The following is a 16,199-nucleotide window of genomic DNA, read 5'->3' as shown; positions in this document are numbered from 1 at the left end:
GGCTACGCCGAGCCGGGCACGAGGTCCCGGCTCTCGGCGAAGTGGCAGGCCGCCGGGTGGCCCTGGCCGCGGTCGACGAGCTCCGGCTCCTGCTCGGCGCACACCTCCTGCGCCTTCCAGCACCGCGTCCGGAACCGGCACCCGGAGGGCGGGTTCGCGGGACTGGGCAGGTCGCCGCTGAGCATGATCCGCTCGCGCCCCCCACGCAGGGCGGGCTCGTGGACCGGCACCGCGGAGAGCAGGGCCTGCGTGTACGGGTGGGCGGCCCGGTGGTAGATCGCGTCCCGGTCGCCCGTCTCCACCACCTTGCCGAGGTACATCACCGCGACCCGGTCGCTGAGGTGGCGCACCACCGAGAGGTCGTGGGCGATGAAGAGGAAGGACAGGCCGAACTCGTCCTGCAGGTCCTGCAGCAGATTGATGACCTGCGCCTGGACGGAGACGTCCAGGGCCGAGACCGGCTCGTCGCAGATGATCACCTCGGGGCGCAGGGCCAGGGCCCGCGCGATCCCGATGCGCTGCCGCTGACCCCCGGAGAACTGGTGCGGGTACCGGTTGGCGTAGTCGGGCCGCAGCCCCACCCGCTCCAGCAGCTCCCGGACCGTGGCCGCGCGGTCCTGCCGCGCCACCGCGTTGGGGTGCACGTCCCAGGCCTCGGCCACGATGTCCCCCACCGTCATCCGCGGGTTGAGGGACGAGTAGGGGTCCTGGAAGATGATCTGCACGTTGCGGCGGTACTCCCGCAGCTGCCGCGAGGACATCGCGGCCACGTCCCGGCCCTTGTACAGGACCTGGCCCGCGGTGGGCTGCTGCAGCGCCATGATGAGCTTCGCCACGGTGGACTTGCCGGAGCCGGACTCGCCCACGAGCCCCAGGGTCTCCCCCGGACCGAGGGTCATGCTCACGCCGTCCACCGCCTGGACCTGGCCTACGGTCCGCCGCAGCAGCACCCCCTGGGTGAGGGGGAAGTGCTTGGTGAGCCCGCGCAGCTCCAGGAGGGGCGCGTCCGCCGTCGTCGTCGGCCGGGTGTCACTCATGCTGGAGCTCCTCGCTGTAGTGGCACGCGGCCGTCCGGCCCGGCACGACCTCGCGCAGCACCGGGACGTCCGCGGCGCAGTCCTTGCCCGGCGCCGCCGTCCGCCCGAACCGCGCCATGGGGCAGCGCGGGTGGAACGCGCAGCCGGCGGGAACGGCGGAGAGGTCCGGCGGCGTCCCGGCGATGGGCAGGAGCCGCTCGCCCTGGGACTCGAGGCTGGGCATCGAGGACATCAGCCCCCGGGTGTAGGGGTGCAGGGGCGCCGAGAGCACCTCGTCGACCGTGCCGTTCTCCACGATGCTGCCCGCGTACATCACAGCGACCCGGTCGGCGACCTCGTTGACCACCCCCAGGTCGTGCGTGATGAGGATGACGCCCATCCCGGTCTGCGTGCGGAGCTCGGTGAGCAGGTCCATGATCTGGGCCTGGACGGTGACGTCGAGCGCGGTGGTCGGCTCGTCGGCGATCAGGATGTCCGGGTCCAGGGCGATGGCCATCGCGATCATCACGCGCTGGCGCATGCCGCCGGAGAACTGGTGCGGGAAGTCGCCCACGCGCTCCCGGGCCGCGGGGATCCCCACGCGCTCCATGAGCTCGATCGCCCGGGCCTTCGCCTCCTGCCGGGAGGCGCCCCGGTGGGCGCGGAACAGCTCGCCGATCTGGTGGCCCACGGAGAAGACCGGGTTCAGCGCGGAGAGGGCGTCCTGGAAGACCATGGCGATGCCCGGCCCCCGCACCGCCCGTTGGTCCCGGGGGCTCATGCCCAGCAGGTCCTCGCCGTGGAAGCGGATCTCGCCTTGCGTGATGCGGGCGGGCGGGATGTCGAGGATGCCCATGACGGCCTGGGCGCTCACGCTCTTGCCGGAGCCGGACTCCCCGACGATCGCGAGGGTCTCGCCGGCCCGGACGGTGTAGCTGATCCCGTTGACGGCCCGGACGGTGCGCCGGCGGGAGCGGAACTCCACCGCGAGGTCGTCGACCTCGAGCACGGGGCCCGCCGCGCCGCCCGGCGGCGCGGGCACGGGGGCGGGGGTGGGGGCGGGGACGGAGGAAGGTGTCATCGGCGCAACTTCGGGTCGAGGGCGTCGCGCAGCGCGTCGCCCATGAGGATGAACGAGAGCACGGTCAGGGACAGGAACAGCGACGGGAAGAGGATCAGGTGCGGGGCGTCGCGCAGCCTGTTCTGCGCCGCGTTGATTTGCAGGCCCCAGGAGATCTCGGGCAGCTGCAGACCCACGCCCAGGAAGGTGAGCGTCGCCTCGGAGGCGATGATCGTGCCGACCGCGATGGTGGAGTAGACCAGGACGGGCGCCACGGCATTGGGCAGGATGTGCTTGGTGAGGATCCGGCCGGTCCGCGCGCCGAGCGCCCGGGCCGCCTGGACGTAGTCGGCCTCCTTGACCCCGATCACGTTGGAGCGGACCAGGCGCATGGCCGTCATCCAGCCGAACGCGATCAGCGCGAGGGAGACCTCGAGCACCCCGCGCTCGGGCAGCACGGAGAGCAGGATGATGGCGCCCAGGATGAGCGGCAGGCCGTAGAAGATGTCGGTGATCCGGGCGAGCAGCGAGTCGAGCCAGCCGCCGTAGTAGCCGGCGAGCGCGCCCACCACCACGCCGATGGCCAGGGTGCCCAGGACGGCGAGGAAGCCGATGGCCAGGGAGATGCGCGCGCCGTGCACCACGTTCGAGTAGTAGTCGCAGCCCTGGACGTCGTAGCCGAACGGCGCCCCGGGCTGCGGGCCCTCCCCCGAGCGGCCGAGGCTGCAGGCCCGCGGGTCCACCGAGGTGAACGCCTGCGGGGCGAGGGCCATCACCGCGAACACGACGAAGAGCAGGGCCCCCACCAGGAAGAAGGGGTTGCGGAGCAGGCCCTTCCAGGCGTCCCGCCACAGGCTGACCTGCTCGATGTCCCCGGCGGCCGCCGCCGAGGCGATCTCGTCCGCGCGGTCGTCCACGCGGTCGGAGAAGGTCTCGTGGCGGGCGTCCCGCTCCTCGCGGACGCTCTCCGGACGCGGCTCATTCATAGCGGATCCTCGGGTCGAGGGCGGCGTAGAGGACATCGACCACCAGGTTGAAGAAGATGTAGAAGAAGACGAACAGGGTGACGATCCCGACGACGACGGCGCCCTCCTGCCGCAGCACCGCGTCGTAGACCGCCCGGCCGAGACCGGGGATGTTGAACACCGACTCGGTGACGATGGCCCCGCCCATGAGCGCGCCGAGGTCGGCGCCGATGAAGGTGACCACCGGGATGAGGCTGTTGCGCAGGGTGTGCTTGCCGACCACCGACACCTCGCTGAGACCCTTGGCGCGCGCCGTGCGCACGTAGTCGCTCTGCAGGTTCTCCGCGAGGCTCGTGCGGGTCAGCCGGGCCACGTAGGCGAGCGAGAGCGCCGCGAGCACGAAGCCGGGCAGGACGTAGCTGTACCAGCCGTCCGAGATGCCGGCGATGGGGAACCAGCCGAGCCGCACGCCGAAGACGTACTGGGCGAGGAAGCCGAGGACGAAGACGGGGATGGACACGACCACCGTGGTGGAGACCAGCACGAGGTTGTCGAAGAAGGACCCGCGCCGCAGGCCCGCCAGCACGCCGGCGAGGATGCCGATGAGGATCTCGAAGGCCACGGCGACGAGGGCCAGCCGGGCCGTCACCGGCAGCCGGTCCACGATCGTGTCGAGGACGGGACGGCCCGAGAAGTCGGTGCCGAAGTCGCCCTGCACCAGGCCGCCCAGGTACTTGGTGTACTGGATCAGCATCGGGTCGTCGAGGTTGTACTCGGCGCGCAGCTGCGCCTGCACGGCCTCGGACAGCGGCCGGTCGCCGGCCAGCGCCCGGATGGGATCGCCGGGCAGCGCGTAGACCATCGAGAAGATGAGCAGGGACGCGCCCAGCAGCACCGGGACGGTCAGCAGCAGACGGCGGAGGACGTACCGCCCCATGGGTCTCCTTGTGTGTGCGGAGGTGTTGCGCGGACAGGTGGGCCCGGGGCGCCCCGTGCGGGGCGCCCCGGGTCAGGGTCGGATCACTCCGAGGCGACGACGACGTCCTCGACCTCGACGCGGCCGAAGCTGTTGACGTAGACCTCGTCCACGTTCTCCGAGTGGGCGTACTGCACGAGCCCGAAGAACAGCGGCGTGGCCGGCATGTCGGCCACGAGCAGGTCCTCGGCCTCCTGGTAGGCCTGGATCGCCGTGTCGATCGAGTCGGCGGCGTTGCCCTCCTGCAGCTTGGCGTCGAACTCCACGTTCGAGTAGAACGTCACGTTCGACCCGGCCGGCGGCAGGGCCGCCGTGGAGTACGTCGGGCCGAGCATGTTCTCCATGACCGGGTAGTCCATGATCCAGCCGGAGCGGAACGGGCCGGTCATGCCCTTCTCGTCCTGCTTGGGCAGGTACTCGGCGAACTGGAGGTCGCCGCGCAGCTGGTACTCGACGCCCAGGTTCTCGCGGAGCTGGTTGCCGACGGCCTGCATCCACTCCTCGTGGCCGGCGCCGGCGTTGAACCACAGGTCCACGGGCACGGACTTGTCGAAGCCCGCCTCGTCGAGCATCCGGTTGGCCTCCTCGACATCGAGCTCGCACGCGTCGCAGGCGTCCTCGCGGTGGCCGTCGATCACGGGCGAGACGAAGGACGCGGCCGGGGTGCGGGAGCCCTGGAAGATCGCGTCGGTGATCGCCTGCCGGTCGATGGCCATGGAGAAGGCGCGGCGGACCTCCGGGTCGGCGAAGCGCTCGTCGTAGGTCGGGAAGCCGAGCGCGGTGATGTCGCCGCGCGGGGTGGTCTTGAACCGCTCGCCGAACTGGTCCTCGGCGGAGGCGATGGCGTCCGGCGGGATCTGGTCGACCACGTCGAGCGAGCCGGCCTGGAGGTCGTTGTAGGCGGTGTTGATCTCGGTGTAGACGCGGAACTCCACGGCGGCGGCCTGGGCCGGCTCGTCGCCGCCGAACTCGTCGTAGCGGGTCAGCGTGATGCCCTGGCCCTCCTGGAAGGCCTCGTCCGCCTTGAACGGGCCGTTGCCGATCGGCTGCTCGCCGAAGCCCTCGGGGTCCTCGAAGAACGCCTCCGGCATCGGGAAGAACGCGGTGTAGCCGACGGTGGTCGGCCACTGCGCGTAGGGCTCGCTGAGGGTGACCTCGAAGGTCTGCTCGTCGACGACGCGCAGGCCGGACATCTCGGTGGCGGTGGGGCTCGCGCCCTCCTCGCCCTGGAGGGCGTCGTAGCCCTCGACGTTGGAGAAGAAGTAGGAGTTGCCCTGCGCGTTCTCGCTGTTGGCCACGTAGTTCCACGAGTCCACGTAGCTCTGCGCGGTCACCGGGGATCCGTCGTGGAAGGTCCAGCCGTCCTTGAGGCTGACCGTCCACGTCGTCTGGTCCTCGGACTCGATCGACTCCGCGACGCCGGTGTAGACGGCCTCGTTGGACTCCCGGTCGTACTCGACCAGGCCCGTCCAGAGCGCGTCGACGACCTGGCCGCCCTCTGTCTCGCCGGTGTTGCCGGGCAGCAGCGGGTTCTCGGGCTCGCCGATGTACACGCTGAAGGTGCCGTCGCCGCCACCCTCGGCGGAGGTGCCCCCGCCGTCTCCCCCGCCGCACGCGGTGAGCAGCAGGGCACCGGAGAGCGCCACTGACGTGCCCGCGATCCGCTTCGTTCTCATCGTTTCCTCCATCGGTCGATACGGGCCCGCCAGGAGTGCTGGGTTCGCAGTCCGAGGCGGACGGGGCCACGCCGGGGCGAGCACGGGGCTCGCGTCATGGAGCACGGGGCTCCGGGTCCGACGTGACGGAGATCACCGTCCGCCGCACCCAGAAAAAATCTATGTGGTCCGTTCGGGGGACGGCAGCAGACACGCCAGAAGAAACAGGAACCGCCGGTATCAGTTACCCATTCGTAACAACAGCGTCGGGTGACGGGGCCGCTTCCGGGCCGGTGGGCGGCTCAGCCGGCGACGGCCAGCCCCCTGACCCCCGCCCCGGGAGCGGCGGAGCCCAGCATGGAGCGCACCTCGTCCAGCGCCGTCGCGGAGGCCTCGGCGAGGAGGCAGAGCGGGACACCGCGCCGCGCCGCGCAGCGGATCTCGGCGTGCAGGGCACCCGCCGACCGGTCCAGCGCCCAGCGCGCCGACTCGAGGGCGCCGTCGAGGGGTGCGACGTCGAGGCCGATGCCCAGTTCCTCGCCGGAGGCCACGGCGTCGAGGACCTGGTCGAGCGCCCACTCCGCGGCCTCCACCTCTCCCGCCGCAGTGAAGACCCGCTGGAGGAGCCCGGCGGGGTGCAGGCCGAGGCCGTCGTCCTGCCGGCCGGGGGCAGCGTCATCGGGGCGCTCCGGGAGCAGCGGGACGTGGACGGGGTCGACCGACCGGGGCGTCGGCCGGGGGAACAGTGAACTGCTCATGATCGAACCTTCCTTAGGACCTGCAAGCGCGCCCCCCGTCCGGCACCCGGCGCAGGCCGAAGGGGCCTGCCCCCATGGAACCAGCGACCCCGGCGGACTTCCAGAGGGGCGCCGGTGAACACGTCACAAACACGTTGTGACCTGCGACAATGCAAATGTGTCAAGTGGACACGAGAAGGTCCGGCTCCTAGGGTCGGAGGCGGCTCGAGGGGGATTCGGGCCCGCCGCCGCACCGGGCCCCCGCCCGGGCGCACCGACGTCCGCACCAGCTCCTCCCCCGGGGCCGGCCGGACGTCTCACCGGCCGGCCGCCCGGATCCCGCGAGCCGCCCCGTCCGCGCGCACCCCCTTGCGCATCCCCCGCGCACGGGCCGCACCGGTCCCCGCCGGCAGCGGTCACGATCCCCTGCGCGCCCCCGCCCCCCGGAGATCCCATGAGCCGAACGTCCGAAGCCCCCACGACCGGCACGACACGCACGACCGCCGCGACCCCCGCCCGCAGACCCCGCCTCATCGCCGTGGACGCCGCCCGCGGTCTGGCGCTGATCGGCATGATCGCGGTCCACATCCTGCCCGTCCACGACCCCGCGACCTTCGAGCCCACCCTCCAGTGGAGCCTGTTCGGCGGGCGCGCCGCGGCGCTGTTCGCCCTGCTGGCCGGGCTGAGCCTGGCGTTCTCCTCGGGCGGGCGCACCCCGCACCGGGGCCGCGCGCTGACGGCCACCCGCGCCGGCCTCGTGGTGCGGGCCCTGCTCATCGCCGCCGCCGGGCTGGCGATCAACCAGGTCATGCCGTCCCCGGCGCCCGCGCTGGGCATCCTCGTCTACTACGGCGCGTTCTTCCTGCTCGCCGTCCCGCTGCTCGGCCTGCGGCGCCGCACGCTGGCCGCCGTCGCGGCGCTCGCCGCGGTGCTGGGCCCCGTGCTCGTGCACGTCCTCGGCCCCGCCCTACCCCAGGCCGGGGCCGTCAACCCCACCTTCGGCAGCGCGCTCTCGGACCCGGGCGCCACCCTGGCCCAGGTGCTGCTGACCGGGACCTACCCGGCCGTGCCCTACCTGACGTACCTCTGCGCCGGCCTGCTGCTCGGCCGGACCGACCTGCACGAGGTCGTGGTGCGGGTCCGGATCGCCGTGGCCGGCGTGGTCCTGGCGCTCGGCGCCTGGTTCGTCTACTGGGTGCTGGTCCTGCAGGCCGGCGGCTACGACCAGCTGCTGCGGCACACCCCGTGGCTGAGCGAGGACCAGGTCGACGAGATCCTCGTCTGGGGCCCGAGCCCGGACCTGCCCACCTCCACGTGGTGGTGGCTGCTCACCCCCGGGCCGCACAGCAACACCCCGGTGACGCTGCTCATGGACCTGGGCACCGGCCTGGCGGTGCTGGGGCTGTTCCTGCTCGTCGCGCGCCCGAACCGGCTGTGGACCACCCTGGGCGCCATGGGGGCCCGCACCTTGACCCTGTACTCGGCCCACCTGCTCGCCCTGACCACGACGCTCCACTACGAGGACCGCGTGCTCTGGTTCGCCGTGCATGTGGCCGTGGCCGCCGGCTTCGCCGTGCTCTGGCAGGCGACGTTCGGTCAGGGACCGCTCGAGCGGGTGATCGCGGCCGCCGTCCGGGGCACCCGCCGCCTGGTCCTGGGCACCCCCTCCCGGACGGCGGAGTCCCCGCGGGGCTAGCGGGTCCCGCGCGCCGGCGGGGTCCGCGCCCGCGCCGCCCGCCGGTGTGGCTCCTGACACACCGGCGGGCTATGCTCCTGACATGTCACGATTCAGTCCCCTGGAGTGGCCGGTCCTCCGGCAGATCCGTTCGGGCGACCTGCTCGGTCGCGGCCCGGCGGTGACCTCGGAGCGCACCCGGACGACGAGCCCGCGCACGACCACCGCGGACCGGGTCGTGCAGAGCGTCTGCCCGTACTGCGCGGTCGGCTGCGGCCAGCGGGTGTACGTCAAGGACGAGAAGGTCGTCCAGATCGAGGGCGACCCGGACTCGCCGATCTCCCGCGGCCGCCTGTGCCCCAAGGGCGCGGCCAGCGAGCAGCTGGTCAACGCGCCCGGCCGGCAGACCGAGGTGCTCTACCGTGCGCCCCGGGCCACCGAGTGGCAGCGGCTGGACCTCGGCACCGCCCTCGAGATGGTGGCCGACCGCGTCCTCGAGGCCCGCCGCAACGGCTGGCAGGACGCCGACGAGCAGGGCCGTCCGCTGCGCCGCACGATGGGCTTCGCCGCCCTGGGCGGCGCCACGCTGGACAACGAGGAGAACTACCTCATCAAAAAGCTCTTCACCGCCGCGGGAGCGATCCAGATCGAGAACCAGGCCCGTATTTGACACTCCGCCACGGTTCCCGGTCTGGGAGCCTCGTTCGGACGTGGCGGTGCCACGCAGTCCCTGCAGGACATGGCCAACGCCGACTGCATCGTCATCCAGGGCTCCAACATGGCCGAGTGCCACCCCGTGGGCTATCAGTGGGTGACGGAGGCCAAGGCCCGCGGCGCCCGGGTCATCCACGTCGACCCGCGCTTCACCCGCACCTCGGCGGTCGCTGACCAGCACGTCCCGATCCGGGCCGGCTCGGACATCGTCCTGCTCGGCGCCCTGGTCAACCACGTGCTCACCCACGACCTGTGGTTCGAGGAGTACGTGCGCGCCTACACCAACGCCGCCACGCTGGTGAACGAGGACTACCGCGACGCCGAGGACCTCGACGGGCTGTTCTCCGGGTTCGACCCGGAGACCGGCCAGTACGACATGTCCACCTGGGCCTACGCCGAGAACGAGGACGGCCCCGGGGACCACGACGGCAAGGTGGACGCGCCCGCGGGCGACCCCGACGACGGGGCCGCGGAGGGGGCGGAGGCCGTGGACGAGGCCGCCGGCCAGCAGCTCGGCAGCGGCGGCGCCCCGATGGAGCACGCCCGCATGCAGCGCGACGAGACCCTGCAGGACCCCCGGACGGTGTTCCAGATCCTCAAGCGGCACTACGCGCGCTACACCCCCGAGATGGTGCAGGAGGTGTGCGGGGTCTCCCCCGAGGACTTCGCGTACCTGGCCCGCTCCATCACGGAGAATTCCGGGCGGGAGCGGACCACGTGCTTCGCCTACGCCGTGGGCTGGACCCAGCACAGCCTGGGCGCGCAGTACATCCGCACCGCGTCCATCCTGCAGCTGCTGCTGGGCAACATGGGCCGCCCCGGTGGCGGGATCATGGCCCTGCGCGGGCACGCCAGCATCCAGGGCTCGACCGACATCCCCACGCTGTTCAACCTGCTGCCCGGCTACCTGCCGATGCCGCTGGCCGGCACCCACGACACGTTCGACGACTACCTGGCCGCGATCGCGTCGAAGAAGCAGAAGGGCTACTGGGCCGAGGCCGACGCCTACACCATCAGCCTCCTCAAGGCCTGGTGGGGGGACGCCGCCACCGCGGACAACGACTGGGCCTACGACTACCTCCCGCGCCTCACCGGCGCGCACGGCACCTTCCAGACGCTGACGAAGATGCTCGACGACGAGGTGGAGGGCTACTTCCTGCTCGGCCAGAACCCCGCGGTGGGCTCCTCCAACGGCCGGATGCAGCGGATGGCCATGTCCCACCTCAAGTGGCTGGTGGTGCGGGACCTCAACCTCATCGAGTCGGCGACCTGGTGGAAGGACGGCCCCGAGATCGCCTCGGGCGAGCTGCGCACCGAGGACATCGAGACCGAGGTGTTCTTCCTGCCCGCGGCCACGCACGTGGAGAAGTCGGGCACCTTCACACAGACCCAGCGGCTGCTGCAGTGGCGCCACCAGGCCGTGGCCCCGCCGGGCGAGTGCCAGAGCGAGCTGCAGTTCTTCTTCGAGCTGGGCCGGCGGATCCGGGAGCGGCTGGCCGGGTCCGGGGACGAGCGCGACCGCCCGCTGCTCGACCTCACCTGGGACTACCCCGTCGACGAGCACGGCGAGCCGGACCCCGAGGCGGTGCTCGCCGAGATCAACGGCCGCCACCTCACGGGCCCGGACGCCGGGAAGCCGCTGTCCTCGTACACCGAGATGCGGGCGGACGGCTCGACCTCCGGCGGCTGCTGGATCTACACCGGCGTGTACGCCGGCGGCGTCAACCGCGCCGCCGCCCGCAGGCCCGGCGGGGAACAGGGCCCCGCCGCGCTCGAGTGGGGCTGGGCGTGGCCGGCCAACCGCCGGCTGCTCTACAACCGCGCCTCGGCGGACCCGGAGGGCCGGCCCTGGAGCGAGCGCAAGAAGCTCGTGTGGTGGGACGAGGAGCAGGACCAGTGGGTCGGGGACGACGTGCCCGACTTCCCGCTCCACCTCGCCCCGGGCACCCGCCCCGACCCCGACGCCGGGGGCGCGGCCGCGCTCGCCGGGGACGACCCGTTCATCATGCAGGCCGACGGCAAGGGCTGGCTGTACGCGCCCAAGGGCGTGCTGGACGGGCCGCTGCCCACGCACTACGAGCCGCAGGAGTCGCCGGTCGGCAACGCCCTGTACACCCAGCAGCGCAACCCCTCGCGGGTGCTGTTCGCCCGCCAGGACAACCTCACCGCCCCGAGCGCCGGGGAGCCGGGGGCGGACGTGTACCCCTACGTGTTCACCACGTACCGGCTCACCGAGCACCACACCGCCGGCGGCATGAGCCGGTGGCTGCCGTATCTTTCGGAGCTGCAGCCGGAGATGTTCTGCGAGGTCTCCCCCGAGCTCGCCGCCGAGTGCGGGCTGGAGCCGTACGGCTGGGCCACGATCGTCTCGCCCCGGGCGGCGATCGAGGTGCGGGTGCTCGTCACCGAGCGGATGACCCCGCTCGTGGTGCGCGGGCACACCGTGCACCAGATCGGGCTCCCGTACCACTGGGGCGTGGGCGACGACGCCGTGGTCAGCGGCGACTCCGCCAACGACCTGCTGGGCCTGACCCTCGAGCCCAACGTGCAGATCCAGGACTCCAAGGTGGGCTCGTGCCACATCCGCCCGGGCCGCCGGCCGCGGGGTCCCGAGCTGCTCGACCTGGTCCTGGAGTACCAGCAGCGCGCGGGCGCCACCGTGGAGACCGGCAACACCCGGATCGACGTCCCCGGCACCGACCCGACCACCGACCCGATGAGGGAGCACTGATGGGCCAGCTGGCCGGACCGACCGATCCCACGGCCGACGCGCACTGGGAGCACGCGCACGCGCGGAAGGGCTTCTTCACGGACACCTCGATCTGCATCGGGTGCAAGGCCTGCGAGGTGGCCTGCAAGGAGTGGAACCAGAACCCCCAGGACGGGGACCTCGAGCTGCTCGAGTCCTCCTACGACAACACCGGCGCCCTCGGCGCCAGCACCTGGCGGCACGTGGCGTTCGTCGAGCAGGACAGCGAGCGCATCGAGGAGGCCCGCGAGTCCGGGCGCAAGCTCGTGAGCCTGGGCATGCCGCGGGTCGGCCCGCCCGAGGCGCGCCCGCAGCCGGCCGCCGGGGACACCACCCCGCCGGACACCCCGGAGTTCCGCTGGCTGATGTCCTCGGACGTCTGCAAGCACTGCACGCACGCCGGGTGCCTCGACGTGTGCCCCACCGGGGCGCTGTTCCGCACCGAGCACGGCACCGTGGTGGTCCAGGACGACGTGTGCAACGGGTGCGGCACCTGCGTGGCGGGCTGCCCGTTCGGCGTGATCGAGCGGCGCACCGACGGCACGGCCGCCCCGCGCACGGAGCGGGACGGGCAACCGGGCAAGCCCGAGGTGAAGAACGTGGGCGTCGCCCAGAAGTGCACCCTGTGCTACGACCGCATGGTGGACGACCAGACCCCCGCGTGCGCGCAGACGTGCCCCACGACGTCCATCAAGTACGGCGAGCACGACGACATGGTCGAGTCGGCCCGGCACCGGGTCGCCGAGCTGCACGCCCAGGGGCGCACCGAGGCGCGGCTCTACGGCGCCAACGAGCTGGACGGCGTGGGCGGCACCGGCTCGGTGTTCCTGCTGCTCGACGAGCCGGAGGTCTACGGGCTTCCGCCCGACCCGCGGGTGCCGACCGCGGACCTGCCCCGGATGTACCAACGGGCCGGACTGGCGGCGGCGGGCATGCTCGCCGCCGCCGCCCTGGCCTTCGCGGGGGGCCGCTCGTGAGTCTGTCCGAGTTCGACGGCTACCGTCCGCCCGAGCCGCCGCGCCGCCGGCGGCGGGACGGCCCGCGCCGCCGGGGCGCCGGGCCGGGCGGCGGCGACGGCTCCCGGGAGATGTCGATGGTCCCGGAGCCGGAGTTCGGCTCCTACTACGGCCGCCCGGTGGTCAAGCCGGCGCCCTGGGGCCACGAGGTCGCCGCGTACCTGTTCCTCGGCGGCGTGGCCGGCGGCTCCGCGCTGCTCGCGCTCGGCGGTCAGCTCACGGGCCGGGCCGAGCTGCGCCGCAACGCCCGGCTGGGGTCGGTGACCGCGCTCGGTCTCGGCGGCGCGGCGCTGGTCGCGGATCTCGGCCGCCCGGAACGTTTCCTGCACATGCTGCGCACGTTCAAGCCGACCTCGCCGATGAGCATGGGCACGTGGATCCTCAGCGCGTTCGGAGCCGGCATGGGGACCGCGGTCGCGGCCGAGGTGGACCGGATGACCGGCTCCCGCCTTCCGCTGGGCCCGCTGCGCCCGGTGCTGCGCGCCGTGGAGGGCCCGGCCGGCGTCGAGGCCGCGGTCTTCGCCGGCCCGCTCGCCGCGTACACCGCGGCGCTGCTCTCCGACACGGCGACGCCCACCTGGAACGCGGCCCGCGAGGACCTGGCATTCGTCTTCGTGAGCTCGGCGAGCCTCGCCTCGGGAGGCCTGGCGATGGTCACGACCTCGGTCGGCGAGGCCGGCCCCGCCCGGCGGCTGGCCGTGCTGGGCGTTGCCGGTGAGCTGATCGCCACGAAGCTGATGGAGCGCCGGATGGACCCGGTGGCGGCCGAGCCGCTGCACCACGGCCAGGCCGGGACCATGCTGGCGTGGAGCGAGCGACTGGCGGTCGCCGGCGGTCTCGGCACGCTGCTGGGCGGGCGGCACCGGGCCGTCGCCGCGGTCTCGGGGCTGGCGCTGCTGGCGTCCTCGGCCCTCACCCGGTTCGGCGTGATGGAGGCCGGTCTGCACTCGGCCGTGGACCCCCGCTACACGATCGAGCCGCAGAAGGCCCGGCTGGCCGCCCGGCGCGCCGCCGGGATCACCGACGACTCGATCACGACTGTCGGCTGAGCGCCCGGCGCCGTGCCCCGACGGGGCTCAGCGCACCTGGAGGCCGGACCCTGCCACGGTGTGGCCCACCACGGGGTACCCCGGCACCTCGCCGACCACGAGCAGGCCGCCCGAGGTCTGCGCGTCGGCCAGCAGCAGCAGGTCGTCCTCGGTGACACCGGTCCCCGCCCGCAGGTGCGGGCGCACCCAGTCCAGGTTGCGGCGGGTCCCGCCGGAGACGTAGCCGTCCCGCAGCGCCTCGGCCGCGCCCTCGACGAGGGGCACGGCCCTCCGGTCGAGCACCGCGCCCACCCCGGAGGCACGGCACATCTTGTGCAGGTGCCCGAGCAGGCCGAAGCCGGTGACGTCCGTGGCCGCCCGGGCCCCGGCCGCCAGCGCCGCCTCGGCCGCGTCCCGGTTGAGCCGGGTCATCGTGGCGAGCGCCTCGGCGAAGACCTCGCCGGTCGCCTTGTGCCGGTTGTTGAGCAGTCCCACGCCGATCGGCTTGGTGAGGGTTAGGGGCAGCCCCGGTGCGGCGGCGTCGTTGCGCAGCAGCCGGTCCGGGTGCGCAACACCGGTCACGGCCATGCCGTACTTCGGCTCCGGGTCGTCGATGGAGTGCCCCCCGATCACCGGGCACCCCGCCTCGGAGGCGACCGCCAGGCCGCCGCGGAGCACCTCGGTCATCAGCTCCATCGGCAGCACGTCGCGGGGCCACCCCACGAGGTTGATGGCCATGACCGGGCGCCCGCCCATGGCGTAGACGTCCGAGAGCGCGTTCGCGGCGGCGATCCGGCCCCAGTCGTAGGCGTCGTCGACCACCGGGGTGAAGAAGTCGGCGGTGGACAGCACCGCGAGGTCCTCGCGCACCAGGACGGCCGCGGCGTCGTCGCCGTCGTCGAGACCGACCAGCACGCCGTCCCCCGCCTGGCCGGTGAGGCCCCGGACCGCGTCCTCGAGCTCGCCGGGCGGGATCTTGCACGCGCATCCGCCGCCGTGGGCGAAGCCGGTCAGGCGGACCGTCCCGGGCGCGGGCAGGGGCGGGGTCGGCGTCCGGGTCTGTTCCATGCCGTCAGCCTACTGGTGACGGCGATGCTAGGTTGGGTGGCGGAGGCGTCCGGGTCCTGGTGGGCCCCCCGGTCTTCAAAACCGGTGAGGCCGAGCACCTCGGCCTGGCGGGTTCGATTCCCGTCCGCCTCCGCCAACCCCTGCGCCGCCCACCCGCGCACCGACCACCCGCACCGCGTGCCGCCCGACGAGGAGGGACTGTGGCCCTGGACGACCCGCGCCGCCTGATCCCGCGCACCGACCAGCTCATGGCCCTGCCACCCGTCCGCCGGGCGCTCGAGCGGCTGAGCGAGGACGTCGTCCGCGCGCTGGTGCGCGAGACCCAGGACCGGGCGCGGCGCGGCGAGATCGCCCCCGGCGAGGTCGAGCCGGCGGTGCTCGCCGCGCTCGGGGCCCGCTCCGCCTCGAGCCTGACGCCGGTGCTCAACGCCACCGGCGTGGTGGTACACACCAACCTCGGCCGCGCCCCGCTGTCCGCGGCCGCGCTCGACGCACTGGTCACGGCCGGCGGGTACGTCGACGTGGAGCTCGACCTGGTGAGCGGCACCCGCTCCCGCCGCGGCGCCGCCGCCCGGGCGGCCCTGCTCGCCGCCTGCCCACCCGCCGAGGACGCCCTGGTCGTCAACAACGGCGCGGCCGCACTGGTGCTGGCCACCACGGCCCTGGCCGCCGGCCGCGAGGTGGTGATCAGCCGCGGCGAGCTCGTCGAGATCGGGGCCGGCTTCCGGCTGCCGGAGCTGATCGAGTCGACCGGCGCCCGGCTGCGCGAGGTGGGCACGACCAACCGGACCCACCTGCGCGACTACGCAGAAGCGATCGGCCCGGAGACCGGCTGCCTGCTCAAGGTGCACCCGAGCAACTTCCGGCTGGAGGGGTTCACCTCGGCCGTCGAGGTCGACGAGCTGCGGCCGCTGGCCCGGGCCCACGGCCTGCCCCTCGTGGCGGACCTCGGCAGCGGGCTCCTCACCCCGGACCCGCAGCTGCCGTCCGAGCCCGATGCCGCCTCGGCTCTCGAGGGCGGCGCCGACCTCGTCATCGCCAGCGGCGACAAGCTGCTCGGCGGCCCGCAGGCCGGGCTGCTGCTCGGCGGCTCGGACGCCGTCGCCCGGCTGGCCGCCCACCCCCTCGCCCGGGCGGTCCGCGCCGACAAGCTCGCGCTCGCGGCCCTGGAGGCCACGCTCACCGGGGGGCCCGCCCCGGTCACGACCGCGCTGCACGCGGACCCGGACCGGCTCCGCGACCGGGCCGAACGGCTCGGCGCGGCCGTCGGCGCACCGGTGGTATCCCACGACGGCCGTGTCGGCGGCGGCGGCGCGCCCGGCGTGCCCCTGCCGGGGTGGGCGGTGCGGCTGCCCGAGGCGGCGGCCCCGCTGCTGCGCACCGGCCGCCCCGCCGTGCTCCCCCGGGTCCACGACCGCGCGTGCCTGATCGATCTGCGCTGCGTGCCCGAGTCCGAGGACGAGCGCCTGCGCACGGCGGTGCAGGCGGCCCTGACCGCCCTCGCCGGGGCGGTCGGCGGCCCGGGAGGGGCTCGGTGAGC

Annotated in this window: 12 protein-coding genes and 1 tRNA gene; 6 read left to right on the top strand and 7 right to left on the bottom strand. The window is 73.5% G+C overall.

The features are described 5' to 3' along the window. Window positions 1–2 precede the first annotated feature (2 nt). The 6 genes from RF647_RS17510 to RF647_RS17485 all read right to left on the bottom strand — a co-directional run bounded on the left by RF647_RS17510 (window position 3) and on the right by RF647_RS17485 (window position 6,430). Window positions 3–1,037: an ABC transporter ATP-binding protein gene (locus RF647_RS17510; RefSeq protein ID WP_368812826.1), complete on the bottom strand. Its 1,035-nt coding sequence runs from the start codon at window positions 1,035–1,037 to the stop codon at window positions 3–5. Then, window positions 1,030–2,097 (bottom strand): ABC transporter ATP-binding protein, encoded by a 1,068-nt coding sequence (locus RF647_RS17505; RefSeq protein ID WP_368812825.1) that lies wholly within the window; start codon window positions 2,095–2,097, stop codon window positions 1,030–1,032. The genes RF647_RS17510 and RF647_RS17505 overlap by 8 nt, the downstream gene beginning before the upstream one ends. After that, window positions 2,094–3,062, bottom strand: coding sequence for an ABC transporter permease (locus RF647_RS17500; protein WP_081994050.1), 969 nt, complete (start codon window positions 3,060–3,062; stop codon window positions 2,094–2,096). Before RF647_RS17500 ends, RF647_RS17505 begins: the two co-directional genes overlap by 4 nt. Next, on the bottom strand, window positions 3,055–3,978 hold the full coding sequence (locus RF647_RS17495; RefSeq protein ID WP_368812824.1) for an ABC transporter permease: 924 nt from the start codon (window positions 3,976–3,978) through the stop codon (window positions 3,055–3,057). Before RF647_RS17495 ends, RF647_RS17500 begins: the two co-directional genes overlap by 8 nt. An 83-nt stretch (window positions 3,979–4,061) precedes the next feature. Next, a complete protein-coding gene (locus tag RF647_RS17490) occupies window positions 4,062–5,693 on the bottom strand; it encodes an ABC transporter substrate-binding protein (protein ID WP_368812823.1) in 1,632 nt (543 codons plus the stop codon). A 281-nt stretch (window positions 5,694–5,974) separates the two neighbouring features. Continuing rightward, window positions 5,975–6,430 (bottom strand): hypothetical protein, encoded by a 456-nt coding sequence (locus RF647_RS17485; protein WP_368812822.1) that lies wholly within the window; start codon window positions 6,428–6,430, stop codon window positions 5,975–5,977. A gap of 433 nt (window positions 6,431–6,863) precedes the next feature. Here RF647_RS17485 and RF647_RS17480 point away from each other — a divergent pair, with 433 nt between their 5' ends. From RF647_RS17480 to nrfD, 4 genes are all read left to right on the top strand, one after another. Further along, window positions 6,864–8,105 (top strand): heparan-alpha-glucosaminide N-acetyltransferase domain-containing protein, encoded by a 1,242-nt coding sequence (locus RF647_RS17480; RefSeq protein WP_368812821.1) that lies wholly within the window; start codon window positions 6,864–6,866, stop codon window positions 8,103–8,105. A gap of 82 nt (window positions 8,106–8,187) precedes the next feature. Then, on the top strand, window positions 8,188–11,529 hold the full coding sequence (gene fdh / locus RF647_RS17475) for a formate dehydrogenase (protein ID WP_368812820.1): 3,342 nt from the start codon (window positions 8,188–8,190) through the stop codon (window positions 11,527–11,529). Beyond that, window positions 11,529–12,524, top strand: a complete 996-nt coding sequence (locus tag RF647_RS17470; protein ID WP_368812819.1) for a 4Fe-4S dicluster domain-containing protein — start codon at window positions 11,529–11,531, stop codon at window positions 12,522–12,524. The genes fdh and RF647_RS17470 overlap by 1 nt, the downstream gene beginning before the upstream one ends. Continuing rightward, window positions 12,521–13,612, top strand: a complete 1,092-nt coding sequence (gene nrfD, locus RF647_RS17465) for an NrfD/PsrC family molybdoenzyme membrane anchor subunit (protein WP_368812818.1) — start codon at window positions 12,521–12,523, stop codon at window positions 13,610–13,612. Before RF647_RS17470 ends, nrfD begins: the two co-directional genes overlap by 4 nt. A 27-nt stretch (window positions 13,613–13,639) precedes the next feature. Here nrfD and selD read toward each other — a convergent pair whose 3' ends face one another. Beyond that, a complete protein-coding gene (gene selD / locus RF647_RS17460) occupies window positions 13,640–14,659 on the bottom strand; it encodes a selenide, water dikinase SelD (RefSeq protein WP_368812817.1) in 1,020 nt (339 codons plus the stop codon). A gap of 41 nt (window positions 14,660–14,700) precedes the next feature. Here selD and RF647_RS17455 point away from each other — a divergent pair. Both RF647_RS17455 and selA read left to right on the top strand, forming a co-directional pair. After that, window positions 14,701–14,795 (top strand) — tRNA-Sec (locus tag RF647_RS17455). A gap of 64 nt (window positions 14,796–14,859) precedes the next feature. After that, window positions 14,860–16,197: an L-seryl-tRNA(Sec) selenium transferase gene (selA, locus tag RF647_RS17450; RefSeq protein ID WP_368812816.1), complete on the top strand. Its 1,338-nt coding sequence runs from the start codon at window positions 14,860–14,862 to the stop codon at window positions 16,195–16,197. The last annotated feature ends 2 nt before the right edge of the window (window positions 16,198–16,199 follow it).

This window comes from Kocuria sp. CPCC 205263 (assembly GCF_040981075.1).
Classification (GTDB): Bacteria; Actinomycetota; Actinomycetes; order Actinomycetales; family Micrococcaceae; genus Kocuria; species Kocuria rosea.
The sequence above is the reverse complement of the archived record's forward strand: the minus strand, read 5'-3'. Positions and strand labels throughout refer to the sequence as shown.

Coding starts and splice junctions, on each gene's coding strand:
- RF647_RS17505 (WP_368812825.1), bottom strand. CDS start 2,097: ATGACACCTTCCTCCGTCCCCGCCCCCACCCCCGCCCCCGTGCCCGCG.
- selD (WP_368812817.1), bottom strand. CDS start 14,659: ATGGAACAGACCCGGACGCCGACCCCGCCCCTGCCCGCGCCCGGGACG.
- RF647_RS17480 (WP_368812821.1), top strand. CDS start 6,864: ATGAGCCGAACGTCCGAAGCCCCCACGACCGGCACGACACGCACGACC.
- RF647_RS17490 (WP_368812823.1), bottom strand. CDS start 5,693: ATGAGAACGAAGCGGATCGCGGGCACGTCAGTGGCGCTCTCCGGTGCC.
- RF647_RS17485 (WP_368812822.1), bottom strand. CDS start 6,430: ATGAGCAGTTCACTGTTCCCCCGGCCGACGCCCCGGTCGGTCGACCCC.
- RF647_RS17470 (WP_368812819.1), top strand. CDS start 11,529: ATGGGCCAGCTGGCCGGACCGACCGATCCCACGGCCGACGCGCACTGG.
- RF647_RS17510 (WP_368812826.1), bottom strand. CDS start 1,037: ATGAGTGACACCCGGCCGACGACGACGGCGGACGCGCCCCTCCTGGAG.
- RF647_RS17500 (WP_081994050.1), bottom strand. CDS start 3,062: ATGAATGAGCCGCGTCCGGAGAGCGTCCGCGAGGAGCGGGACGCCCGC.
- RF647_RS17495 (WP_368812824.1), bottom strand. CDS start 3,978: ATGGGGCGGTACGTCCTCCGCCGTCTGCTGCTGACCGTCCCGGTGCTG.